Below are 23274 nucleotides of genomic sequence, written 5' to 3'. Positions count from 1 at the left end.
CGTGCAGGGTGAACCCGTGCAGCCACCCGTACCGCCCTGGCCCGGCGGCGGACAGCCGCCGCCGGTGCTCGGGCACGCGGCCCGCAGCATCGCGAAGGCCACCCTCGTCCCGCTGAAGGTGGACGGTCCGCAGCGCGGCCCCGGCCTGGTGGCGCACGCCTACCTGCGCCGGCTCGACCTGCGGCCGGAGGAAGTGCCCGCGCTGCGCGCGGAGTCGACGGCCGAGCTTCCCTGGGAGCTGCTCGCCGCCTCCGCCGCCGACCCCGGCGACCGCCCGCTGCGGGCCGCCCTGCTGGCCGCTGTGGACGGGCCCGCGCTGCGCGGACTCGGCGGCGCGCTGGAGCACCTGCGCCGGGCGGACGGCACCGTCGAGGGCGTGGCCCGGGCCGCGCGCGCCGCCGCCGCCAACGCCGCCTACGACCACAACGCGGCCGTCGACCCGATCGGCCTGATGAACCTGGAGCGCCTGGAGATGGCCCCGGCCGGGATCGAGCGCGGCGAACTCGTCGCCACCGTCCCGCTCGCGCCGCTGGAGGAGACCGCCGTCACCCAGAAGGAATGGTCCGTCACCTCCAAGGAGTTCAGCTCGATCGTCACCGACTCGCTGGAGAACGTCAGCGAGACCGGCGTCACCGACAACACCGAGCTGGCCCAGTCCACCGCCAGCCAGCTCCAGCACAGCAACCAGTTCAACGTCACCGGCACCGTCTCCGGCGGCATCCCGCTGATCTCCGGCTCCGCCAGCTCCGGCATGACCAGCCAGAGCAGCGACTCGCAGTCCGCCACCGACAGCCGCAAACACGCGACCACCGTCACCCAGAAGGCCTCCGCGCGCACCAAGCAGGAGCACAAGACCACCATCACCACCACCACGGTGACCGGCTCCTCGGAGACCACCACCCGCACCCTGAAGAACGCCAGCCCCACCGATCCCGTCCGGATCGACTACTTCAGCATGATGCGCAAGTGGCGGGTGCGGCTCTACCGCTCGGGGCTGCGCCTCACCTACGACCTGGCGATCCCCGAGCCGGCCGGTGCGCTGCGCCAGTCGTACGCCGAACTCGCCGCGATCGAGGCGCAGTTGGGGCCGTTCCAGTTCGGCGTCCCGCACTCCGACATCACCGAGGAGGTCCGCCCCGGGGAGAACCAGGCGCACTACCTGGTGCTCGCCGAGAGGTACGGCGCCGCGGTGCCGCTCGCCCCCGGCGCGCACCCGGACATCCACGTCAACGTCACCGCCCCGAACAACGACGGCGCCGGCATCTTCGACGCGCCGCCGCTCAACGTCCCGGACCGGTACTGGATCAAGAACCTGCAGTTCCAGTTCACCTCGGAGAGCCGCACCGGCGACTACCACTACAACCTCAAGGTGCTCGGCAGCAGCATCCCCGAGTGGAACGAGCCCTACGGCACCCACGGACCGGTCGACCTCGCCGACCCGGCCAACGGCGCCCTGCTGGCACACGCCGGCGGGCCGTGCGTGGTCAGCTTCCACCTGGTCAACAACCGGCAGACCTGGCTCAGCCTCACCGCCGTCGTCGAACCCACCGACGAGGCCCGCCGGCAGTGGCAGAACGACGTCTGGGCGGCCCTGTTCAACGCCGCCCAGACCAAGTACTACGCCGAGCAGCAGGACCTCGCCGCCCGCGCCGCCGCGCTGCGCGAACGCCTCAACGGCGTGGACACCCTCACCCTGCGGCGCGAGGAGAGCGACGAGATCATGAAGGGCGTGCTGCGCTTCCTGCTCGGCGTCGACTACCACCTGGTGCCCTCGGAGGTGGTGGACGCCTTCAAGGCCTCGGTCGCCGCCGACCCGGACCGGCTGCGCCACGGCGCCGGCTTCCCCGGCGACGACACCGGCGGGCTCGGGGTGAGCGCCGCGGCCTGGGCGGCGGTGCTCGGGCACGAGGCGGAGGTGGCCTTCGTCAACCAGGCCATCGAGTGGGAGAACGTGGTCACCTTCCTCTACTCCTACTTCTGGGACGTACCCGCCGCCTGGCCCTTCGTCAGCCGGATCCAGCACCCCGACGCCAACCGGCAGGCCTTCCTGCGGGCGGGCAGCGCCCGGGTGGTGCTCACCGTGCGCAAGGGCTGGGAGGAGGCCTGGGTGCGGTTCGCCGAGGGCGGCTTCCACGGCGCGTCGCTGCCCGCCGACCACCCGTACCTGACCATCGCCCGGGAGATCGCCGCCTACGACGACCGCAACTATCCGGGCATCCCGCCGGCCAACCCGGGCAGCAGCTCGCTGCTGCTGGAGGACGAGGTGGTCACCACCTGCGCGGCCGTGGTCGAACCTGCCGCGGGGGGAGCGCCGGTGCTGGTGCCGGTGGCCTCCAGCGCGGGCTTCGACCCGGGCACCGCGGTCGTCGTGGACGAGTACGACGACCGGCGGATCCAGGAGACCGCCCGGGTGGTGCGGGTGCCGGACGACACCCACCTGTTGCTGAGCGGGCTCACCCACCGGCACGACGGCACCCTGACGCCGTTCCCGGTCCGCCGCCCCGGCCAGCGGGGCACGCTGATCGCGGAGTGGAACGAGTACACGCCGACGTCGGGGACGGACATCGCGGTGAGCAGCCCGTTGAAGGACATCGCGTGACTGAGCGAAGCGATCGGACCGCTGCACGGCGCAAGTGGGCGAACGCCCCTGCCGAGCAGTGGGGGTACCCCCGGCCGGAGGCTGGGGGAGAGGCGGGCGCATGAGCTTCCTCCGGGACCAGGACACCTGCCTGCTGCTGGGCAAGGCGCGCGAGGAACCGCCGACGGTCTTCGAGTACCTGGCCGCCGAGCTGTGGGTGCGCCACCACTTCGGGGTGGACTTCGACGCCCGGCCCGGCGCGACCTGGGTGACCTTCCAGCTCGACCGGATCTCCGAGTGGTGGGGCACCCCGCGCCGGGACCGGCTCGGCCCGGAGGAGGCACTGCCGTACGGTCGGCTCACCGCCCAGCCGCAGGACCCGGTGCTGCGGATGGTGCTCCAGGTGCTCTCGGAGGACCTGCACAACACCTTTCCGACGGCCAAGGTCGACGCGATCAAGCGGATGCTGAAGGACAGGAGCACCCCGGCGGTCAAACTGGTCAAGGCGGTCCGTGAGCTCACCCCGGGCGGCGCGCTCAAGCCCGACCTGCTCGGCCTCCAGAACCACGTGCCCGAGCTGCGGATGGAGGCGCTGGAGGTCGGCACCGAGGGCGGCGCCCTGGACACCCACCGCGAACTCCAGGGCAAGATTGCGGTGTTGCGGGACCCGTGCGGCCGGATGATCGAGAACCGGCTGATCGTCATGCAGCGCACCGCCGTCCAGCAACTGCCGTACACGGTGGTCGCGACCGGCACCGACTGGCGGCTCGGGGCCGGGCTGAAGATCCTGCCGATGCCGGTCAACGTCACCGAGCAGAACGGGGAGACGTACGTCGACTGGATCTGCTACTGGCCCACCGACCGGGCCGAGTTCCGCGACCACCCGAGGCCGGCCGACGGCCGCCCGGGGTATGACGGGTTGGTGCTGTACCACATCCACCGGGTGCCGCTGCGGGCGGTGCAACTGCCCGACAGGATCCGGGAGGCGATGCTCAACCTGATCCGGGCCCGGCAGCGACCGGGGCCGCTCGGGCCCACGCTGGTACCCGAGTTGGCGCTGACGATCGATCGTGACCGGCGGCTGTTCACCCCCGAGGGCGAGCTGTTCCTGGCCGGGCTGGGCGCGGCCGGGCTGCTGGCCCTCGGGGTGTGGGCGGCGGTGGGCACGGGGGTGGTGGCGGGGCTGGGGGTGGTGGCCAAGGGCGGACTGGCCGCCGCGGCGAGCGCGCCCGAACTGTTCGTCGGGGCGGTCGCCGCGGCGGCGAGGCTGGCGGACCAACTATGGCCGGTGATATCCCAGTTGGGGTACGCGCTGCCGGCGCCCGGGTAGGTCTGCCGGCGTCGGGTGCTGCTGTCGGGTGTGCTGCTCGCGGGTGCGTTGTTGTCGGTGTGCTGCTCGCGGGTCAGTGCTTGGGCAGGTGGCGGAGGAAGACGTCGGCGGCCTTGTTGGTGTCGCCCTGGACGAGGGTGCCGTCCTCCGAGGTGAACACCACCGTGGTGCCGTGGGCGTCGACGTAGGGGTCGTAGGAGGCGCCGGCGGACTGCGAGCCGTCCGACGCCAGGCTGACCCGCTCGGTGCGGCCGGTCCGGAGGTCGCGCCGGAAGACGTCGGAGGTGTTGTCGGTGTCGCCGGGCACCAGGTTGGCGGCCGTGGAGTCGAAGTACACCCAGCGGCCGTCGGCCGTCATCCGGCCGTTGAGGGAGTCGCCGGTGGTCTTGGTTCCCGGCAGGCCGACACTGACCAGGGTGTCGGTGCCCTTCGTCAAGTCCCGGACGTACACCTCGAAGTGCCGGTCCGCCCAGCCGTCGCCGTGCTGCACCCAGGTCGAGTAGACCGCGAAGCGGCCGTCCGGGCTGAGCGAGGGGTAGTCCGCGCCGCGCCAGCCGCCCGCGCCGTCCGGGCTGGCCAGGGTGGTCTCCTCGGCACGCAGGTCGCGGACGTACAGCGGGTAGAGGTGCGGCTTGAGCAGCTGCGGGCGGTCGCCGACGGCCAGGGTCTCGGCGGGGGCGGCGGAGGCGTGGACGAACTGCTCGTCGGAATCCTGGCCGGATTCGGCGGTCAGCCGCCTGGCGGCCTCCGGGGAGAGCGCGCCGGGCTTGTCGGCGCCGATGATGTTGCTCGCCTTGGAGATGAAGGCGACGCTGCCGCCGTCGGCGCTGATCACCGGGGAGGCGGAGGAGCCGTTCGCCTCCTTGCCGTCCGCGCCGATGCTGACCAGGCGGTTCTCGCCGGTCCGCAGGTCGTGGACGTAGATGTTGGCGCCCTGCCAGGTGACCGTGCCCGGGGCGAGGTCGGTGCGGTTGGACTGGAAGGCGACGTAGCGGCCGTCCCGGCTGATCGTCGGGTGCCCGGAGGACTTGCCCTGCTGCGGCCGGCCCGGCTCCTCGCCGACGGAGACCAGGGTGGTCTCGCCGGTCCAGCGGTCGTGCACGTAGACGTCGTCGAAGCCGAGGTTGGCGCCGGGCGCCAGGTTGGTGGCGGAGGAACTGAAGGCCACGTAGCGGCCGTTGCCGCTGATGGCGGCCTCGAAGCCGCCGCCGTCCGACTGGACGCCGTCCGGGCCGGTGTCGACCCGCTCGGTGCCGCCGGTGCGCAGGTCGCGGACGAAGACGTCGCTCTTGCCGTTGGTGTCGCCGGGCACCAGGTTGGTGGCGTCCGAGGTGAACACGGCGTAGCGGCCGTCGGCACTCAGACCGGCCGCCCGGGAGGCGCCGTCGGGCTGCGCCCCGGTGAGCCCGACGGAGACCCGTTCGGTGCCGGGCCTGCGATCGGGGTCGGCCTGGGCCGCCTGGACGGTGGTCAGCGCGAGGGCTGCGGCCGCGCCGAGCGCGCAGGCGGCGCGCAGCAGCCGGCGGGTGGTGGTGTACGGGCTGGTCATCTGGTCCCTCCCCTGGGAACGGCCGGGCCGCCTCGACGGTGGCGCCTGGTGGCGCCGGGGGTGCTGTGGTGTTGGGGCGGTGGTGGCGTCGAACTCCCCGGCGGCCGGCTCAGGGTGAGCCAACCGCCGGGTGGGGTGGGTGGTCAACGCCGGTCCGCGGGGAGCGACGTCATCACGTCAATGGGACGGGCGGCGCGGGGGCGGGAGCGGCGGTCGGCCGGGGGTGCCGCGTGTGCTGGTCGTGGCGCTGGAGCGGGGGAGGGCGGCGGCCAGGACGGGGCTGGTGCCCAGGCGGAGCAGACCACCGGCGCCGAGCGCGGCCCGGACGCCCCGGCGGATGGCCAGGCCACCCGCCCGGAGGTTGCCGGGAGCAGGCCCGGCGGAGCCGATCAGCAGCTCCAGGCCGTCTGCGGTACGGCCGTGGAGTTCGTCCGGAACGGACCGGTTCCGGATGGCGCTGCGGGAAGGTGTCGCCGGCGCCTCGTCCGGGAAGGGCGGGGCCGGGCGGGGCCGGTCTGAGCGCCGGGGGCCGGGCGGGGGCTGGGCTGAGCGCCGGGGGGCTGGGCGGGGATGGGCTAGCGTGAGCGCCATGACCACTCTTGATCCTCGCACCACGGCCCTGGTCCTGATCGACCTGATGGACCGGATCGTGGCGCACCAACTCGCTCCGCACACCGGCCCGGACGTCGTGACCGCCTCGCTGCGCCTCGCCGAGGACTTCCGTGCCGCCGGCGCCCCCGTCATCGCGGTGCGGGTCGAGCGGCCGGGCGTCGCCGAGCAGCCGCCCGGCAGCGAACTGGTGGCCGAGGTCGCGGCGGCGGCCGACGAGGTCGTGGTGAAGCGCACCATCGGCGCCTTCCAGGGCACCGGACTGCACGAGCTGCTCCAGGCCCGCGGCGTGGAGACGCTGGTGTTCACCGGGATCGCCACCAACCTCGGGGTGGAGTCGAGCGCCCGCGCGGCGGGCGACCACGGCTACCGGCTGGTGTTCGTCGAGGACGCGATGACCGGGCTGACGGAGGCCGAGCACAAGGCCTCGGTGGAGCTGGACTTCCCGCGGCTGGGGGAGGTCGTGGCGGCGGCGGACCTGCGGCTGGGGTGACGGCCGGGACGGGGCGCTAGCGCCGGGCGAGTTCCAGGGCATCTCGCAGCCGTCCGTCCGCGGAGGTGAGGAGGCGGGCGGCGGTGGGTGCGTCCACGTCGGCGAGCAGGAGCAGGATCGCGTGCTTGGTCCGGCCGTCGGTGGCGGTGAGGGCGCGGTCGACCGTTTCGCCGTCGGCGCCGGTGGCCTCGGCGACGATCCGGCGGGCGCGTTCGCGGAGCTTGGCGTTGGTGGCCCGCAGATCGACCATCAGATTTCCGTACGTCCGGCCGAGACGGACCATCACGGCCGTGGACAGCATGTTGAGCACCAGCTTCTGCGCGGTGCCCGCCTTCAGCCGGGTGGAGCCGGCCAGCACCTCCGGGCCGACCTCCACCTCGATGCCCAGTTCCGCCGCCGCCACCAGCGCCGAGCCCCGGTTGCAGGCCAGCCCGACGGTGAGCGCCCCAGCCGCCCGGGCGGTACGGACCGCGGCCAGCGGGTACGGGGTGCGGCCCGAGGCGGAGACGCCCACCAGGGTGTCGGCCGGGGTGAGGCCGAGCGCCGCGACGTCGGCCTCGGCGAGGTCGGTGCGGTCCTCGGCGCCCTCGGCGGCCTCCGTCACGGCGCTCCGGCCGCCCGCGATCAGGCCCAGTACCAGGGCGGGATCGGTGCCGAAGGTCGGCGGGCACTCGGCGGCGTCCAGCACCCCGAGCCGTCCGGCCGTACCCGCGCCGGCGTAGACCAGCCGCCCGCCGCGCGCCATCCGGGCGGCCACGGCGTCGACCACGGCGGCGATCCGCGCCAGCTCCCCGGCGACGGCGGCGGGGACGGTGTGGTCCTCGGCGTTCATCAGGTGGAGCAGGTCGGCGGTGGGCAGCCGGTCGATGTCGGCCCAGTCGGGGCGGACGGTCTCGGTGGGGGGTACGGCGTCGGGGTTCATGCGACGAGCGTCCCCGGAGGCGGGCCGCCCGAACCGGAACGGTCGTGAACGGGCCGGTGGGCCGTCGGGGTGTCCGACGGGTTGTCCGTCGGGTTGTCCGTCGGGTTGTCCGTCGGGTCCGTCCGGCCGTCCCTCGGGTCCGTCGGGGTGTCCGACGGGCCGTCCGTCAGGCCATCCAGAAGAACACGGCCGTCATCCGGCGGTCCGCCAGTTCGGCGCCGTAGTAGTCGGTGGCGCTGTGGATCAGGTTGGCGTGGTAGAGGAGCAGTTGGTTGTAGCGGTTGGGGACGCGGACATCCTCGGTGAAGTGGTCGGCGGGGACGTGGCGGGTGCCGAGTGCCTCGACCAGGTTGTTGTGCGGGGCGTTGACCAGGTTGCCGCCGAGGCGGCCGCCGGGGAACTGCTGGCGGTAGAAGCTGGTGCCGGCGTCCTTGGGGGCGCCCGGGCTGAGGTAGAGCACGGCGGCGTAGCGGCAGAGCGCGCGGGAGTCGGTGTGCGGGCGGGACTCCGACTCCCCGGCGCCGACCACCTGGACGCAGTTGTGGTTGAGGGTGCCGCCGCCCGGGGTGCTCTGCACCCAGAGCCGGGAGGCGCCGGTGGCCTTGCGGACCTGGGCTTCGACCCGTGCCAGCTCGTCGGGCTCCAGGCCGGGCATGGTGCGCAGGCCGGGCCAGGTCTCGGGGCGGTGCGGGTAGCCCTCGGTCCAGTCGCCACGGGCCAGGACGCGTTCGCGGACGGCGTCCGGGTCGGGCAGGACGTTGTCCAGGACCCAGTAGTCCCGGCCGCGAGTGGGCTTGCGGTACGGCAGGACCGGCAGGGCGGTGGGCCTGATGGGCTGTGAGGGCATGGGCCGACCATAGGGGCGCCGGTCGTCAACGATCTGCCGTGAACAGGTCAACCTTTCGTCAAGTGCCGCGCGGGCCGGAGCGCTCTGCCGCCCTACCGGCGGACGAGGCGGAAGGCGGCCGTGAGGGCGAGGACGGTGAGCACCAACAGGATGCCGGTCTCGACGAGTTGGATCGGTACGAGGTCGCCGGAGGGGTGGTAGCTCAGCCAGGTGCCGGTGGCCCCGTCGCACCGGTTCCTTCCCATGCACACCTCGCTGCTGACCCGGGTGCCGTCGGCGAGGACGGTCTTGGAGTCGACCAGCCATGCGTTGGTGGGCTGCATGGCGTGGAGGGGAACCACCGCGTCGACGGTGGGGTGGAACGACGGGCGCGCCCAGCGGATCAGGCCGTGGGTGATCGCGACCAGTGCGCCGGTCAGGAACATCGCGGGCAGGGTCCGGCGCAGCAGCTGGCCGACCAGGACGCCCAGGGCCAGGGCGAACAGGGACCAGGCGACCGGCGCGAGCCCGAGGGCCGGGTAGGTGAAGAACTGGAACGGCGGGTCGAAGGAGACCGGCCCGTGCACGATGTCCGTCCACCACACCCAGCTCATCAGCGCGGCGAGTACGCCGGTGGCGGCCAGGACGGCGAGACCGGGCACCGCGAGGCGGGCGGCCAGCCAGCGCACCGGGCTGACGGACTGGGCGCGGATCAGCCGGATCGTGCCGCGCTCGTGCTCCTGGGCCAGTAGCGGCGCGCCGATGAACGCGCCGATCAGCAGCGGGACGGCCGTGACCAGGGGCTGGAGCACGGATTCGAACCAGAAGTTCGGCCGGTTGATCGGCGAGAGGAGGGCCCAGCACTGGGCGCTGTCCCAGCTCTCGGGGCTGTAGCAGCCCGTCCGGCGCAGCACGCCCACGGTGTGGTTGCAGATGATGTGGATCCAGAGGAGGTCGGCCGCCAGGAGGACGAGCAGCGCGGTCAGCGTCCAGAGCTTGAAACGACTTTGACGGAGCGTCAGCCAGAGAAGTCCGCGCATGCGGGGGGTGTCGGCGCGCTCCCGGGCGGCAGGGGCGGGCTTCGTGGGGTCGGTGGTCAGGACGTTCGTGCTCATGCTGCCTTCTCGTCGTTCGCCGGAGTGGCGGTGGCGGTGGCGGTGGCGGGGGCGGTGGCGGTGGCGACGTCGGCGGGCGCGCGGAGGTAGCCGAGCAACAGCTCGTCCAGGCTGGGCCGTTCGCTCTCCCAAGCGCCGTCCAGCGGTTCCCCGGTGCGTACCAGTGCGGTCGCCTGGCGTCCGCCGATCCGCTGCTCGACCACCAGCTCGGGCGGGAGTGTGGCGCTTCCGGCGGGGCCGGTGAGCAACTGGTGCCCGTCCAGGATCTCCTCCAGGTCGCCGGCCAGCCGGATCCGTCCGCCCTGGACGAGCAGCAAGTGGTCGATGACGCCCTCCAGTTCGGGGAGGATGTGCGAGGAGACCACGATGGTCGTGCCGCGTTCGGCGGCGGCCGACATCAGGGTGCCCATGAGCTGGTGCCGGGCGAGCGGGTCGAGGTCGGCCATCGGCTCGTCCAGCAGTAGCAGTTCGGGGAGTTTGCCGAGGGCGAGGGCCAGCGAGACCCGGGTACGCTGGCCGCCGGAGAGCGAGCCGATCCGCGCCCTGGGGCGCAACTCGCCCTGGTCGACGATCTCGTGGGCCAGATCATCGTCCCAGATCGGATTGAGCTCGCGGCCCAGCCGCAGGGTCTCGGCGACGGTGAGGCCCGGGTAGAGCGGCTTGTCCTGGGCCACGTAGGCGACCCGGGCGCGCTCCTCCGGAGTGTCGGATGGTTCGCCGAAGACGCGCAACTCGCCCTCGGTGGGGCTGAGTTGCCGGGCGGCAAGGGAGAGCAGGGTGCTCTTGCCGGCGCCGTTGGGGCCCACCACGCCGCAGATCCGTCCGGTCGGGACGGTGAAGTCGCAGCCGCGCAGGGCCCAGTCGTCGCTCCGGTACCGCCTGCCGAGCCCGGCGGCCTCCAGGGCCGGAGCCACGGTTGTCGGGTCGTTCACCCGGTCCCCCCACTGTTCTCGGTTCTGTGTTCGGTGCTGCCGGGAGACCCGGCGTGCTTCGGATCGGTAGTGCGGACCCGGGTGGCGCCTGGGTCGGTGGCGCCCGGGTCGATTGCGCCTCGGCCGGTGGCTCCTTGGCCGGTGGCGACGGGGAGCCTCCGGGGGTGCCCCGGGGTGCCGTCAGTCCGGTGGCGCCGGGGGCACCCCGTTGTCGAAGCGCTGCTCCAGTGCGGAAGTCATCAGGGCGGCGATGTCCTCACGTTCCAGTCCGGCATCCCGGGCCCGGTCCACCCAGCCGACCAGCTCGGCGCGCAACGGCCCGTCGGCCGCAGCCTCGGGCCGGGCGAGCGAGCGCCGGACGAAGGTGCCGAGACCCGGGCGGGGCTCGACCAGTCCCTCGCGTTCGAGTTCGCGGTAGGCCTTCAGCACGGTGTTGGGGTTGATCGCAGTCAGTTCGACCACCTCGCGGGCGGTCGGCAGCTTGTCGCCGGGCTGCAGCAGTCCGAGTCGCAGGGCCTGTTTGGTCTGCTGCACGATCTGCTGGTACGTGGAGACGCCGCTGCGCCGATCGATGCGGTATTCGATCACACCCGTTGCGGCCTTTCACTAGTTCAATAGTGGAATAGTGGCCCACTGTGGCGCGCGGGTCAAGCCGGGCCGGGGGCGGGAAGGAGGGGTGGAAGCGGTCGGGGGGAGGCGGCCAGGGGAGGCGGCGGTCGGTCAGGGGCGTTTGAGGAGGAGCAGGCCGTCCCGGTCGACCATCCGGTAATAGCCGTACTCCTGGTAGGCCGCCAGCATGCGGGCGGTGGCGGCGGTGGCGCACGGGGACCACACGCTCGGATCGCGCAGGTCGACGGCCACCCACTCCGGACCGGGGCCGACCGCGTCCTGGCACACCAGGGTGACGTCCGCCCGGCCGGTGAGCTGGGCGGCCAGCCGGTTGGAGGCGGCGACGGTGGTGTCGTCGGGTATCAGGCGGAGCATCGCCCGGGTCTCGGTGAGCCGGGGGGAGGTGCTCCACGCCTCGGGCATCACCGCCTCGTGCAGCGGATAGAGCGGCAGCGACACAACCGTCACCAGGGCGGTCACGGCGAGCGCGCGTCGGACGGGGTGGGAGGCGGTGGGGGCGGGCGCGGTGCGGGCGTTCCGCTCGGTGCTGGTGCGGCATACGGCATCGACCAGGGCGGCGAACACGATCGGCATCAGGACCGCGCTGTAGTGGTAACTGACGCCCCAGTGGTGCGGGTTGGTGGACAGCAGCCGCCAGAGCAGGGTGGGTGCGCAGAGCAGGAGCAGCGGCGAGCGCAGGCAGAGGAAGCCGCCCGTGGCGGCGAGCAGGAACAGCAGCAGCCACTTGAGTGGCGGCCACCCGAGCCGCAGGGGCACGGCCCAGGCCGGGGAGTGCCCGTCGGCGCCGTCCAGCTGCTGCCAGTAGTCGAAGCTGCCATGGGGGTTGAGCGCGGGCAGGACGACGAGCAGGATGAACGCGGTCGCGGCGACCCCGACGGCGGCGAGGGCGAGTCCGGGCAGCGGAGTGCGCCGGTCCCGGCGGGCCTGCCAGGCGATCAGCAGGCCGACGGCGGCCACCGTCAGCCCCAGGTCCTCCTTGACCAGCAGCAGCGGCAGCGACCAGAGCGCGGCGGCGAGCGGGCGGCGCCGGCCGAGCGCGGTGGCGGCGAAGGCCAGCAGTGGGACGGCGAAGGCGATCTCGTGGAAGTCGTCGGCCGCGGCCCGGACGATCCCCCAGGAGGCCCCGGTGGCGCAGCCGAGGAGCAGGGCCGCTCGCGGCCCGGCCACCTGGTGCGCCCAGGTGGTGATCGGGACGATGGCCAGTGCCATCAGCAGCGCCTGGGCGACCATGAGGGTGAGCGGGCTCGGGAAGGCCCGGTAGGCGGGGGCGAGGACGGCGATCAGCGGGTGGAAGTGGTCGCCGAGCAGGTCGTAGCCGGGCGCCTTGAGCGGCACGATCGGGGCCCGGCCGTGGGCGTACGCCCGGATGGCCTGCTCGAAGATGCCCAGGTCGTAGGCCTTGGTGAGGCCGCGTCGGTGCCGGTTGACGGCGACGCAGGTGTAGAGCGCGGCGAAGGCGGCGGCCAGACCCCAGGCGAGGGTGGCGGGGTGGCGGGGTCGGTTCGTGCGGGGGCGGTCGTCTGCGGGGTGCGGGTGGGTGTCGGCGGGGGTGGTCGGGGTGTCCGGGTCGGCACGGCTGGTCGGGTTGGACGGGTTGGACGGGTTGGTCGGGGGGAGGGCGACCGGCATCGGCAAAGTACCCTTTCACTATTCGATTAGTGGAAGGGTGGTGGAAGTCCGAGCGGGCGTCAACCCCGGTCCGGCCGCGCCGACCGGGCCTTTGGCGTGCGCTCTTGTGGGCGGGGGAGGGGCGTGGGAGCAGACGAGGACCCCACCTCCGCCACGGGGGCGAAGTGGGGTCCTCGGCAGTTGGACGGCCCGGCGGTACTACTTGCCGAAGCTCGCCAGGGACGCCAGCGCCTCCGCCTCGGAGCCCCGGTAGACGCTCATCCGCGGGTCCAGGACCCGCACGTCGCTCTTGAGCGGGAAGTTCTGGGTGTTCGCGAGCGGCATGTTCTCCTGGTCGGCCAGCACATTGAGCTGGTTGATGCCGGGGAGGGTGCCGGTGGTGGCGCCGCTCGGGTCGAGGTCGATCACCGCGTACGCGCTCCGGCTCGCCGCAACCGTGAACCGCATCGTGCCGCTGGTGAGCGCCGGCTTGACGTTCTTGCTCTGGTCACGGGCGGCGGAGTCCCCCAGGTCGACGCTCGGGACGGCGTCCAGGCTGCAGGCGCTCGAACCGGTGTTGCGCACGTCGATCACGTACTGGCTGGCCGACCCACTGCGCGGCGTCACGTGGATGGTGAGGTTCTGGATGTCACACGGGCCGCCGGCGGAGTCGGAGCCCCCGGCGGGCGGGGTGTGGGCGACGGGATGCGAGGTCGCCGCCCCCGCGCCCTTCGTGGGAGCGGCGGTGGCCGGGCCGCCGGCCGTCGGCTTGGCGGCCACCGTGGCGGTCGCGCCGACCGTCGCGGTGCCGGTGGCCGTGTCGGTGTTGTCGGGCCCGCAGGCGGTCAGTGCGAGCCCCGCCCCGACGAGGACGACGGAGGCGAGCAGCGGGCGACGGTTGCGGACGGACATGGTGGCTCCCCGATGAGGTGTTCCTGCTGACTGCTTGGACACACCAGAGGACGGCAGGTGGGCGGCGTTCGGTGCCATCCGGGGCGTCACAATCGTCAGGACATGACAGGGATCGGACTGTGACAATCGGTCGGGTGCGGGGTGGTTGACACGGCGCCGGCTCGTGGATCTCCAACTCGGCCTTTGGTCCCGGAGCATGGCGATATGTCACCTGTCGGCTTCCCATGCCGTCCGCTCGTGGAGGCGATGACGAACAGGTCCCGGTGTGCAGTCGGAAGACGGGGGCGAGTCGTCGGAGCAGTGCCCCGGTGGGCGGCGCGCCGTCGAGCACGGCCCGCAGTTCGGCCGCGGGGACGGGCCGACAGGCGGGGCAGGTCGTCGACGCCCAGCCCGCGGTGTTCCGTCAGCCGGGCCGACTGCGCGCCGAGGTCCGGGAGTTCCGTCACCCGTTCCGGGGGGTCCCGGGGCCCGGGGCGACGTCGACGAAGCCCGCCCAGAAGGCGACGGTCGTACGCGCCCGGGACAGGTCGGTCGGCCGGCCGGTGAACTCGCGATGGATGTAGTCGGCGAGGTCGTTCCCGTAGTAGATGATGTCGGTCTGGTACACCGACAGCACCGGATGCCCGGCTCCGCCCTCCGGGCCCGGCAGGTAGCGGTGGCTGTAGACCGGCACCAGCTGGGGAACGGCGGCCAGTTCGGCCCGCGCGACCCGCAGCGCGTCCGTCGCCGCGTCCGGCTTCGAGCCCCAGGCCGAGTCCCAGAAGCCGTTGTGCTCGACGTCGAACAGCACACCTTCGACCGGCCAGGACAGCCGCCCCCGCAGCTCTTCGGGATCGCCGTTCCGCCAGTCCGGCCAGTTCCGGTTCCCGCGGGGGAGGCCAGCGGACAGGAAGACCCGGTGATCAGGCGCGAACCGGAACCCGAACCCGGCCTCGACGTCGTCGAGTTCCCGCTCACTGAGGCCCGGCCCGATCTCGGTGCGGAGGAGCCGCTGGAGGTCCCTGGCGGCTTCGAGGGTCAGCGGCGCGGGCGGCGGGTTGATCATCCGAGCAGCCTAGCGGCCTGGTACGACCGTCCCACGACGGTGCCGCTCGCGCGTGACGCCCGCCCCCGCTCGGGACGGTGGCCGGGCGGGAGCGTGCGGAGATGGAAGGGCTGTGCCTGTCCTACTGCAGGGCTCCGCACTTGCAGCAGATCATCCGAGCGTCACCGCTGGGATTCATGACCCACTGGTGATCGCAGTTCGAGAGCAGCACGTGAGGGGGGATGGGCATGATCGGCCTCCTGATGGGGACTTGACCTGCTGGGTCTCTCGGTGCGGCAAGGCGCCGTTCCTCGGTTTCTGCCACCTCGGTCGCCGCCGGGTGGTGCGGGATCGCCGCCGGGTGGGCCCTCGCCGGCGGTCACCCGGTCGCGAGCACGCCCTGGCAGCGGGACGTGACCAACGGACCGAACTGGGAGTACCAGCGCAGGTAGTACGCCTCGCCGGGGTTCACCTGGATCCAGTCGGGGTTGGTGACCCACGAGCCGGTGGCGTTGTAGTAGTTGCCGCTGTAGATCACCTTCTTGTCCCGGGTCCGCACGAGCTGCGTCTTGCTCCGGACGGGCGCCTTCCCCGCACAGCTGAGCGTGCTGATCTGGATGAGGTTCGACTGCGGGACGAAGTCCTTGCTGGCGCGATAGGACGCGGAACCGTGCCATGCCTGCACGAAATCGGGCTGCCGGACGCTGACCGCGTCCGCCGTCTGCGCGCTCGTCAACGTGATGCCAAGGCTGACCACGGTGCCCGCCAGGGCCGCCTGCCAACGCTTCATGGAGATCTCCCTGTGGCCTGGCGGCCTCGACCTGTCGGCCGCTCCTGCAACGAAGGTGGGGCACCGGGCGCCGCCGCGTCTTGTAAGAACGCGCAGTTCCGCGTCCGTGGGCGTTCGGCCGACGCGCGAACGGGCTGGAACGGTGCTGCCATGCCGCCCAAGGAACGGGCGGCGCGGCGGTGTTCGGGGCGGTGCGGGGTCAGGTCGTGACGGACTCCACGGCTCGCCGCCCCGCCCGGCCCGCTGCTGGACCGCCCGGGCGGCAGGGCGGGCCTGGCCGCCGAGGTGCGTGGGCTGGACCGCCGGGTGTGTGGGGGGCGGCCTAACTGTCGCGGACGGCGTAGCTGCCGAGGGCGCTCTGGAGCCGGTCGAAGGCGTGGACGGCGGCGGGGCGGACGGCGGCGGCGATGGTGGGGTGGTCCTGGCCGGCCAGGGTGCGGCGGAAGACCTCGGCGAGTATGGCGCGGTCGACGGCGGCGAGCAGGGCGGCGGCGACCCGGCTCTCGAAGTCGACGGGTGCCGCGTGGACGGCCTCGGCCAGGGCTTCGGCGAGTGCGGCCTCGCTCTGTTCGTGCAGTTCGCGCAGCCGGGCGCCGAGGGCGGGGCTCTCGGCGATGGTGCGGGCGAAGTCGGGGCCGGAGAAGCCCAGTCGTGGATCGTGCCGGTCCAGCCCGGCCAGGCAGTCGCGGCGCAGCGCGGCGAGGGCGGACTCGCCGGGGGCGCGCCCGGCGACGGCGCGGGCGAGCCGGTCGACGAGCTCCTCGTGCAGGTCGAAGAAGAGGTCCTCCTTGCGCGGGAAGTGGTTGGTGACGGTCATCTTGGCGACCCCGGCGGCGGCGGCGACCTCGGCGATGGTCGTGCGGTCGAAGCCGCGCTCGATGAAGAGCCTCGTCGCGGCGTGCGAGATCGCCTCGCGGGTGCGGCGCTTGTTGAGTGCGCGCAGGTTCGGGGTCTCGCGAAGGGTCGGAGTGCTGCCGGTGTCGGTCATGGTGGCGAGCCTAGCGCAGTTCGCTGGGTCGGGCACAGAAATTAGGCTTGACCTAATCAATGGGTCCGTCCTAAGTTTTCTCCAGGCAGTCGGAGCGGCCGCCGGAGGGACGACCCAGGGGAGGACGCATGACCATGTCGGTCACCGGAGAGGGCAGGCCGGGGAAGGTCTCGGAGGCGGGCCGGTCGGTGAGGCCGGAGCCGTTGCCGCCGGGCCTGTGGAAGATGGCGGTGGTGCTCGCGCTGGGTCCGATCCTGGCTCTGCTGGACACCACGATCGTCAATGTCGGCATCGATTCCGTCGGCCGCGATCTGCACAGCTCGATGGCGTCGGTGCAGTGGGTGGCCACGGGGTACCTGCTGGCGATATCGCTGACCATGCCGCTCTCGGGCTGGGCCGCCGGCCGGTTCGGGGCCCGGCGGGCCTGGCTGGCCTCGGTCGTCCTGTTCGTGCTCGGATCCGCGCTGTGCGGTTTGGCCTGGTCGACGGGCAGCCTGATCGCCTTCCGGGTGCTGCAGGGCATCGGCGGCGGCATGATCCAGCCGCTCGGGCAGTCGATCATGGTGCAGGCGGCCGGGCCGTCCCGGATCGGCCGGGTGATGGGCACCCTGCTGCTCCCGATCAGCCTGGCTCCGGTCCTGGGGCCGATCCTCGGCGGCCTGGTGCTGGAGCACCTCGACTGGCGCTGGATGTTCCTGCTGAACGTGCCGGTGGGGCTGCTGACGGTGCTGCTGGCGGCCCGCTGGCTCCCGGCCGAGGACCGCTCCGAACTCCCGCGGGCCAGGCTGGACGTGACGGGTCTGGTGCTGCTGTCACCCGGCCTGACCGCGCTGGTCTACGGGCTCTCCACCATCGGCGGCGGTGGCACGGCCGGCCCGGTGGCGGTCGCGGCGGGGGCGGTGCTGCTGGCGGCCTACGGGTGGCACGCGCTGCGGATCGGGCGGCGCCGGGACGGCCGGGCGCCGTTGCTCGACCTGCGGCTGTTCGCCCGTCGGGGCTTCGCGGTGGCGACGGCGAACAGCTTCCTCCAGGGAGCCGTGCTGTACAGCTCGATGTTCCTGGTGCCGCTCTACTACCAGCAGGTGGAGCATGCCGGAGCGGTGGCGGCCGGGCTGTTGCTGGCACCGCAGGCGCTCGGCACTGCGGTCACCTCGCTGCTGGCCGGCCGAATAACCCACCGCTTCGCACCGCGTCCGCTGATCCTGCTCGGCATCGGCTGCTCGTTGCTCGGTACCGTGGTCTTCACCCAGCTGGGCCGCGGCTCCGGCCCGGCCGACTGGCTGGTCGTCGGCTCGCTGGCGCTGCGCGGGGTGGGCATGGGGATCATCGTGATCCCCGGAATGGCGGCGGTGTACGGAAGCGTCGAGAGGGCCCAGGTGCCGGCCGCGGCCGGCGCGGTCAATGTGCTCAACCGGCTCGGCGGGGCTCTCGGTACGGCGGTGTTGACCGTGGTCCTCCAGCAGGCGCAGGTGGGGCACCCGGGTCAGCCCGGTGCGGCCTTCGGCGCGACCTTCTGGTGGGTGCTGGCCCTGTCGGCACTCTCGATCGCACCGGCTCTGCTCTACCCGGGCGCCGCCCGCAAGGCAGGCTGATCGGCCGCCGCGTCCTGATCATTCGCCAGTTCCCCTGTGGCTCAGTCTGACCCAATCCGGCTCAAGCCGACTCAAGCCGACTCAAGCCGACTCGAGTCAAATCGATTCACATCAATCCGACTCGCTACGACTGTGGAGGTCCCCTTGTTCACCAAGCGCCCCGATGGCAAGCATGCCGACGGCCTGCGGCTGCTCACCGTGCATGCCCACCCCGACGACGAATCCAGCAAGGGGGCGGCCACCCTCGCCCGGTACGCGGCGGACGGTGTGGACGTCCTGGTCGCGACCTGCACCGGTGGCGAGCGCGGTTCGGTGCTCAACCCGGCACTGGACCGCCCCGAGGTCCGCGCCGACCTCACCCGAATCCGGCGCGAGGAGATGGCAGCCGCGCGTGACATCCTCGGTGTGCGGCAGCAGTTCCTGGGCTTCGTCGACTCCGGGATGCCGGGCCCGGACGAAGCGCTGCCGGACGACTGCTTCGCCGCCCAGCCGATGGAGGCCGCGGCGGCACCGCTGGTCGCGCTGATCCGGGAGTTCCGTCCACACGTCGTGATCACCTATGACGAGACGGGCGGGTACCCGCACCCGGACCACGTGATGACTCACAAGGTCACGGTCGAGGCCTTCGAGGCTGCTGCCGACCCGAAGCGTTACCCGGAGGCCGGCGAACCCTGGCAGGCGCCAAAGCTCTACTACCACCTGGCGCTTTCCCGGCCCTGGTTCCAGGCGCTGCACGACGCCATGACGGAGCGCGGAATCCCCTCGGCGATGGGTGAGTTACTCGCCGAATGGCCGGACACTCCGCCCACCCTCGCGACCACCACCCGGATCGCGTGCGCCGAGCAGTTCGCCGTACGGGACGCGGCGATGCTGGCGCATGCCACCCAGGTGCAGCCGGGCGTTGCCTTCATGGCCCACCCACGGGCCGTCGAGCGGGAGGTCTGGCCCACCGAGGACTACCACCTGGCGCGCAGCTTCGTGTCGAGTGCCGACGGCTCGGACGGCTCGGATTGCGCTGGAGGCGTCGAGACCGACCTGTTCGAGGGGCTGCGGGCCGGCGAGGTCGTGGGGGAGGTGGCGGGATGAGTGAGGAGTGACTCGTCACCGGGCTGGTTGCCGATGGCCCGCGTCGGAGGGGGCCATGGCCGGAGGGGATTTGGCCGGAGGGGAGTTGGGCTGGGAAGGGCTTGAGTCGGGCGTTCGAAGAGGGCATGTTGACCTCATGACGGTTTCTCAGCCTGTCCCCACCGAGCAGCGGCTTCCGGACGGTCAGGAGCCGTGTGCCCGCACCCGCAGCTGGACGCCCGGTCCGCCCTGACCGTACGTCCCCGTGGTCACCCCCGTGACCACTGCTGTGACATCGGCTGTGACATGGGCTGTGATCTCCGTGGTGCGTGCGTGGTGACGGCCGGCGCCGTAGTAGGCGCAGTCGCTGCAGGAGTGAACAGCCGGACCCCACGCGGGGAACGGTGCGCCGGGAGGCGCTCAGAGCGCAGCCAGGACCCCGCAGAGTGCGAGGAGGCCGCAGATCCCGAAGTTGACCAGTTTGTGTGCGAGGAAGACCGCCGCGAACTCGCGGATGGTCGCGCTCGGCCAGTAGTACCGGGCGGTGGGCGAGCCGAAGACGTGCCCGTTGACGCCGGTCTTGCGGGCGGTCAGCGCGGCGCGGAAGGCGTGGAAGTTGTTGGTCACCACGACGCAGCGGTAGTCGGGCTTGGCCTGTTCCATGATGGCCCGGCTGAAGAGCAGGTTCTCCTCGGTGGTGCGTGAGCGGTCCTCCCGCTCGATGTGCTCGGCGGGGAAGCCGTGTTCGACCAGGTAGTCGGCCATCGCGTGCGACTCCGGCAGCTTCTCGTCCGGCCCCTGGCCGCCCGAGGTGATCAGCACCGGAGGGTTGCCGCGCGCGGCCTGGGCCTCGTACACCTCGCGGCCCCGGTTGAGCCGACTGGCGAGCAGGGGCGGGACGCGCTCGCCGCCGATCAGTCCGGATCCGAGGACGACCACGAAGTCCACGTCCCGGCGCGGCCGGTGGCGACCGTACAGGAAGGCGTAGCCGACGAAGCAGACGAACAGGAAGGAGATGTACCCGACGACCAGGACGGCGGTGCCCGCGAGGATGCCGAGCCGGGGTGAGTGGGTGGCGATGGCGGCGAACAGCAGGGCGAAGACGGCGATGATGCCCAGACCGGCGAGCAGGGGCAGCAGGTTGGCCGGCCGGGTGCCTTCCTTGCGGATCATGGTTACGCCGTTGGCGAGCAGGAACCAGACCAGGGCCACGGTTCCGACCGTCGGCAGCAGGACGATCGCCACCGCCGCCAGCTCCGCCACCAGCGTGGGTGCCTTGCGGAGTTCGGCGAGCAGTGCGAGGGAGAGGAGTGACACAGCGATGCCGAGCAGGACGGCGTTGCTGAACTGGCGGCGGTCGCGTAGTACCCCGACTCCGAACAGCAGGAAGAACAGGGCCGCGGGGGCGTAGGCGAGCATGGTTCGTATCGTAGGGGGAGGGGACGTGTAGATCATCTGTGCGAATGACCGGGCACCCCAGGGGCGTACGGCTTCGCGGGGCATGCGGCGGAGGGGCATGCGGCGGAGGGACGTCCGGCGGAGGGGCGTCCGGCGGAGCGCTGATCGGGTCCGGCAGGGCCCGATGTCCAGCCCGACGGCGGTGCCGAAGGAGGGGTGGCCGACGCGGAGGATCAGCCAGCGGCCCAGCGCGGCCGTCAGGCCGGCCGCGATCCGTCCGAGCCGACTGCGCCGCTCCTTCGGTCGACGCCGCCGCTGGACGCCGATAGCCGGCCCGCAGCCCGCAGCCCGCAGCCCGCAGCCGCCAGCCGCAGCCGCCGCCGGTCAGCGCCGGTCGGGCGGCAGCAGGGCGGCGAGCCCGTCGAGGACGCGGTGGACGCAGAAGTCGAAGCGGGCGTCCATGTTGGGGCCGGTGATGTGGTCGGCGAGGTCCGTGAGGTTGGGGTACTGCTCCGGGGGCAGGCTGCGGAAGAGGTTCCCGGCGTCTTCGGCGATGTCCCGGCGGCTGGTGCCGAGGACTTCGGCGGCCGAGAGCGGCGACTGCTCCTGGAGCACGAAGCCCTGGACGAAGGCGCCCAGCAGGTAGCTGGCCATGGCCGTGTCGGCGTCGGAGAAGCCGGCGGAGCGGAGCCGGTCGAGCTGGTCCTCCATCAGGTTGAGCAGGCACGGCCCGGGAGCGAGGCGGCCGGCCACCACCTTGGCGGCGTCGCGGTTGCCGAGCAGCAGCCGGCGGTAGGTGGCGCAGTACTCGTACAGCTCGGTGCGCCAGTCGTCCTGGCGTGGCGGGGGTTCGGCCGAGGCGAGGATCGCGTCGCTGAGCAGGTCGAGGAGTTCCTGCTTGTTGCGGACGTGCCAGTACAGCGAGGCCGCCTTGACGCCGACTTCGGCGGCGACCTTGCGCATCGAGAGTCCGTCCAGGCCGTCCCGCTCCAGTACGCGCAGCGCGGCCTGGGTGAGGGCTTCGCGGGTGAGGGCGGGGGTCGCGTCGTCGTTCTCCGGCATGGCTGTGCGGACGCCTCCAGCGGTCGGTCGGGTCGGTCGGGTCGGTCGGGTCGGTCGGATCTGGCAGACCTGGCAGACCTGGCAGATCGGTCGGGTCGGGCGGATCGGTTCGGTGTGGCGGGTCAACAGTGCCACGGCTGCTCGGCCGGTGGTTTCGCAGGTCGGGGATATGACTTGCCAACTAACAGCGTTAGGGGCAGTCTGTGCGTGTCGCATCGGACCCTAACGCTGTTAGGGATGGGATCGGAGGGAACTCCATGGGGGAGTCGAGCACGCGCCGCAGACAGCGGTTGGCGCTGCTGACGCTCTGCGTAGCCATGTTCATGGCCATGTTGGACAACGTCGTCGTCAATGTCGCCCTGCCCCGCATCGGGCAGGACCTGGACTCGGGGATCAGCGGCCTCCAGTGGGTCGCCGAGGGCTACAGCCTGGTCTACGCGGGCCTCGTCCTGACCGGCGGTGCGCTCGGCGACCGTTACGGCCGGACCCGGATGTTCGTCCTGGGCCTGAGCCTGTTCACCCTCGGCTCCGCGGTGGCCGCGCTCGCCGGGACGATCGGGGTGCTGGTCGGCGGCCGGATGGTCCAGGGCGTGGGGGCCGCGCTGCTCACCCCGGGCAGTCTGACCCTGCTGGGCCACGTGTTCACCGAGGAGGGCGAGCGCACCAAGGCGATCGGCGTGTGGTCCGGGGTGTCCGCGCTGGGCCTGTCGATCGGCCCGGTGATCGGCGGTCCGATGGTCGAACACCTCGGCTGGGCCAGCGTGTTCTGGATCAATGTGCCGATCGGGGTGGCCGGGGTGGTGCTCGCCGCCAAGGTCCTCCCGGGGATCCCGCCGCGCGCCCGGCGGATCGACTTCGGCGGGTTCGTGCTCTCGGCGGCGGGCCTCGGCCTGCTGGTCTACGCCCTGATTGAGGGCCCCTCGCGCGGCTGGACCGACCCCCGGGTCCTCGGCTGCGGAGCGGTCGCGGTCGCCCTGCTGGTCGTCTTCCTGCTGCTCGAACTGCGTGTGGCCGAGCCGATGCTGGAGCTGCGGCTGTTCCGGGACGGCGCGCTGAGCGGTGCGCTGCTGAGCGGGTTCATGGTCAGCTTCGGAATGTTCGGGGCGCTGTTCTTCCTGCCGCTGCTGATGCAGGGTGTGCTGGGCTGGTCGCCGTCCGGCGCGGCCTACGGCGGGCTGCCGATGACCGTGATGCTGGTGGTCGCGGGTCCGCTGTCCGGCCGGCTCGCCGCCCGGTACGGGCCCCGGCTGCCGATGGTGCTCGGGCTGGCGCTGTGCGCGGTCGGTCTGGGCGGGCTGTCGCTGTACGGCGACCACGCCCGCTACCTCGAGTACCTCTGGACGCTCTTCACCCTGGGCTTCGGCATGGGGCTGACCTTCACCCCGATCTCGATCGCGGTGCTCCAGCGGGTCGCCCCGGCGCAGACCGGGATGGCCTCGGCGACCATCAACACCCTGCGCGAACTCGGCGGGGTGCTCGGGATCGCGGTGCTCGGCGCCGTTCTGACCAACCGGATGACGGACCAGCTGACCTCGGCCCTGCACCGGTTGGGCGTTCCGGTCGAGGCGGTCGGCCCGGTCGCGGACGCGCCCACCGGGGCGGCGCACGGCGGCGGGGGCGCGGCCGGCGGGTTGCCCGCTCCGGTGCGGCAGGCGGTGGACGGCGCCTTCGTCGACGGCATCCACCTCGCGCTGCGCTGCGGTTCGGTGCTGCTCGCCGTCACGGCCGTGCTGGTCGCCGTACTGCTCGGCCGGGCCCGTCCGCTCGCCCCGGCCGCTCCCGGCGAGACGCGGCCGGAGGAACCGGCCGGAGCCCGCTCCGCCTGAGCGGAGCCGGGGCCTGGCCGGGACG

19 protein-coding genes are annotated in these 23274 nt (G+C 72.6%); 6 read left to right on the top strand and 13 right to left on the bottom strand.

Annotation, left to right across the window (positions count from 1 at the left end):
• Position 1: 1 nt before the first annotated feature.
• Together BG452_RS28170 and BG452_RS28165 are read left to right on the top strand one after the other, a co-directional pair.
• Complete coding sequence (locus BG452_RS28170) at positions 2-2599, top strand: hypothetical protein (RefSeq protein WP_223242837.1); 2598 nt, start codon at positions 2-4, stop codon at positions 2597-2599.
• 100 nt (positions 2600-2699) lie between these two features.
• Positions 2700-3908, top strand: a complete 1209-nt coding sequence (locus BG452_RS28165) for a hypothetical protein (RefSeq protein WP_188307166.1) — start codon at positions 2700-2702, stop codon at positions 3906-3908.
• 73 nt (positions 3909-3981) lie between these two features.
• On the opposite strand, the gene BG452_RS28160 is transcribed toward BG452_RS28165, so the two are convergent.
• Complete coding sequence (locus BG452_RS28160) at positions 3982-5457, bottom strand: TolB family protein (RefSeq protein ID WP_188307165.1); 1476 nt, start codon at positions 5455-5457, stop codon at positions 3982-3984.
• 589 nt (positions 5458-6046) lie between these two features.
• On the opposite strand from BG452_RS28160, the gene BG452_RS28155 reads away from it, so the two are divergent.
• A complete protein-coding gene (locus BG452_RS28155) occupies positions 6047-6559 on the top strand; it encodes an isochorismatase family protein (protein ID WP_188307164.1) in 513 nt (170 codons plus the stop codon).
• A 16-nt stretch (positions 6560-6575) separates the two neighbouring features.
• On the opposite strand, the gene murQ is transcribed toward BG452_RS28155, so the two are convergent.
• From murQ to BG452_RS28105, 10 genes are all read right to left on the bottom strand, one after another.
• On the bottom strand, positions 6576-7481 hold the full coding sequence (murQ, locus tag BG452_RS28150; protein ID WP_188307163.1) for an N-acetylmuramic acid 6-phosphate etherase: 906 nt from the start codon (positions 7479-7481) through the stop codon (positions 6576-6578).
• Positions 7482-7647: 166 nt separating this feature from the next.
• Positions 7648-8328 (bottom strand): DUF6445 family protein, encoded by a 681-nt coding sequence (locus BG452_RS28145; protein ID WP_188307162.1) that lies wholly within the window; start codon positions 8326-8328, stop codon positions 7648-7650.
• Between the two features lie 92 nt (positions 8329-8420).
• Positions 8421-9422: an ABC transporter permease gene (locus BG452_RS28140; protein WP_188307161.1), complete on the bottom strand. Its 1002-nt coding sequence runs from the start codon at positions 9420-9422 to the stop codon at positions 8421-8423.
• Positions 9419-10354, bottom strand: a complete 936-nt coding sequence (locus tag BG452_RS28135) for an ATP-binding cassette domain-containing protein (RefSeq protein WP_188307160.1) — start codon at positions 10352-10354, stop codon at positions 9419-9421. The genes BG452_RS28140 and BG452_RS28135 overlap by 4 nt, the downstream gene beginning before the upstream one ends.
• Before the next feature lie 180 nt (positions 10355-10534).
• Positions 10535-10942, bottom strand: coding sequence for a GntR family transcriptional regulator (locus BG452_RS28130; protein WP_188307159.1), 408 nt, complete (start codon positions 10940-10942; stop codon positions 10535-10537).
• A 132-nt stretch (positions 10943-11074) separates the two neighbouring features.
• Complete coding sequence (locus tag BG452_RS28125) at positions 11075-12613, bottom strand: DUF2079 domain-containing protein (RefSeq protein ID WP_188307158.1); 1539 nt, start codon at positions 12611-12613, stop codon at positions 11075-11077.
• 198 nt (positions 12614-12811) lie between these two features.
• On the bottom strand, positions 12812-13504 hold the full coding sequence (locus BG452_RS28120) for a DUF4232 domain-containing protein (RefSeq protein ID WP_188307157.1): 693 nt from the start codon (positions 13502-13504) through the stop codon (positions 12812-12814).
• A 442-nt stretch (positions 13505-13946) separates the two neighbouring features.
• Positions 13947-14549 (bottom strand): hypothetical protein, encoded by a 603-nt coding sequence (locus BG452_RS28115; RefSeq protein WP_223242836.1) that lies wholly within the window; start codon positions 14547-14549, stop codon positions 13947-13949.
• 358 nt (positions 14550-14907) lie between these two features.
• A complete protein-coding gene (locus BG452_RS28110; RefSeq protein ID WP_188307156.1) occupies positions 14908-15318 on the bottom strand; it encodes a hypothetical protein in 411 nt (136 codons plus the stop codon).
• Between the two features lie 322 nt (positions 15319-15640).
• Complete coding sequence (locus BG452_RS28105) at positions 15641-16306, bottom strand: TetR/AcrR family transcriptional regulator (protein WP_188307155.1); 666 nt, start codon at positions 16304-16306, stop codon at positions 15641-15643.
• 128 nt (positions 16307-16434) lie between these two features.
• On the opposite strand from BG452_RS28105, the gene BG452_RS28100 reads away from it, so the two are divergent.
• Positions 16435-17898: an MDR family MFS transporter gene (locus BG452_RS28100; RefSeq protein ID WP_223242835.1), complete on the top strand. Its 1464-nt coding sequence runs from the start codon at positions 16435-16437 to the stop codon at positions 17896-17898.
• A gap of 144 nt (positions 17899-18042) precedes the next feature.
• A complete protein-coding gene (mca, locus tag BG452_RS28095; protein ID WP_188307154.1) occupies positions 18043-18984 on the top strand; it encodes a mycothiol conjugate amidase Mca in 942 nt (313 codons plus the stop codon).
• Between the two features lie 399 nt (positions 18985-19383).
• Here the strand turns inward: mca and BG452_RS28090 are convergent, their stop codons facing one another.
• Positions 19384-20382: a YdcF family protein gene (locus BG452_RS28090; RefSeq protein WP_188307153.1), complete on the bottom strand. Its 999-nt coding sequence runs from the start codon at positions 20380-20382 to the stop codon at positions 19384-19386.
• A 363-nt stretch (positions 20383-20745) separates the two neighbouring features.
• Positions 20746-21423 carry a TetR/AcrR family transcriptional regulator C-terminal domain-containing protein gene (locus tag BG452_RS28085; RefSeq protein WP_188307152.1) on the bottom strand — a complete coding sequence of 226 codons (678 nt, stop codon included), beginning with the start codon at positions 21421-21423 and terminating at the stop codon, positions 20746-20748.
• A gap of 257 nt (positions 21424-21680) precedes the next feature.
• Here BG452_RS28085 and BG452_RS28080 point away from each other — a divergent pair, with 257 nt between their 5' ends.
• Positions 21681-23249, top strand: coding sequence for an MFS transporter (locus tag BG452_RS28080; protein ID WP_188307151.1), 1569 nt, complete (start codon positions 21681-21683; stop codon positions 23247-23249).
• Positions 23250-23274: the final 25 nt, after the last annotated feature.

The sequence above is a fragment of the Streptomyces sp. CBMA123 genome (assembly GCF_014596465.1).
Lineage (GTDB): Bacteria > Actinomycetota > Actinomycetes > Streptomycetales > Streptomycetaceae > Kitasatospora.
Note: the sequence above shows the minus strand (reverse complement) of the source record. Positions and strands in the feature narration are given on the sequence as shown.

What these genes read in the sequence shown, in the direction of transcription:
- BG452_RS28165 (WP_188307166.1), top strand. Translation starts at nt 2,700, where the DNA reads ATGAGCTTCCTCCGGGACCAGGACACCTGCCTGCTGCTGGGCAAGGCG.
- BG452_RS28160 (WP_188307165.1), bottom strand. Translation starts at nt 5,457, where the DNA reads ATGACCAGCCCGTACACCACCACCCGCCGGCTGCTGCGCGCCGCCTGC.
- BG452_RS28155 (WP_188307164.1), top strand. Translation starts at nt 6,047, where the DNA reads ATGACCACTCTTGATCCTCGCACCACGGCCCTGGTCCTGATCGACCTG.
- murQ (WP_188307163.1), bottom strand. Translation starts at nt 7,481, where the DNA reads ATGAACCCCGACGCCGTACCCCCCACCGAGACCGTCCGCCCCGACTGG.
- BG452_RS28145 (WP_188307162.1), bottom strand. Translation starts at nt 8,328, where the DNA reads ATGCCCTCACAGCCCATCAGGCCCACCGCCCTGCCGGTCCTGCCGTAC.
- BG452_RS28140 (WP_188307161.1), bottom strand. Translation starts at nt 9,422, where the DNA reads ATGAGCACGAACGTCCTGACCACCGACCCCACGAAGCCCGCCCCTGCC.
- BG452_RS28125 (WP_188307158.1), bottom strand. Translation starts at nt 12,613, where the DNA reads ATGCCGGTCGCCCTCCCCCCGACCAACCCGTCCAACCCGTCCAACCCG.
- BG452_RS28120 (WP_188307157.1), bottom strand. Translation starts at nt 13,504, where the DNA reads ATGTCCGTCCGCAACCGTCGCCCGCTGCTCGCCTCCGTCGTCCTCGTC.
- BG452_RS28115 (WP_223242836.1), bottom strand. Translation starts at nt 14,549, where the DNA reads ATGATCAACCCGCCGCCCGCGCCGCTGACCCTCGAAGCCGCCAGGGAC.
- BG452_RS28110 (WP_188307156.1), bottom strand. Translation starts at nt 15,318, where the DNA reads ATGAAGCGTTGGCAGGCGGCCCTGGCGGGCACCGTGGTCAGCCTTGGC.
- BG452_RS28105 (WP_188307155.1), bottom strand. Translation starts at nt 16,306, where the DNA reads ATGACCGACACCGGCAGCACTCCGACCCTTCGCGAGACCCCGAACCTG.
- BG452_RS28100 (WP_223242835.1), top strand. Translation starts at nt 16,435, where the DNA reads ATGACCATGTCGGTCACCGGAGAGGGCAGGCCGGGGAAGGTCTCGGAG.
- BG452_RS28090 (WP_188307153.1), bottom strand. Translation starts at nt 20,382, where the DNA reads ATGCTCGCCTACGCCCCCGCGGCCCTGTTCTTCCTGCTGTTCGGAGTC.
- BG452_RS28085 (WP_188307152.1), bottom strand. Translation starts at nt 21,423, where the DNA reads ATGCCGGAGAACGACGACGCGACCCCCGCCCTCACCCGCGAAGCCCTC.
- BG452_RS28080 (WP_188307151.1), top strand. Translation starts at nt 21,681, where the DNA reads ATGGGGGAGTCGAGCACGCGCCGCAGACAGCGGTTGGCGCTGCTGACG.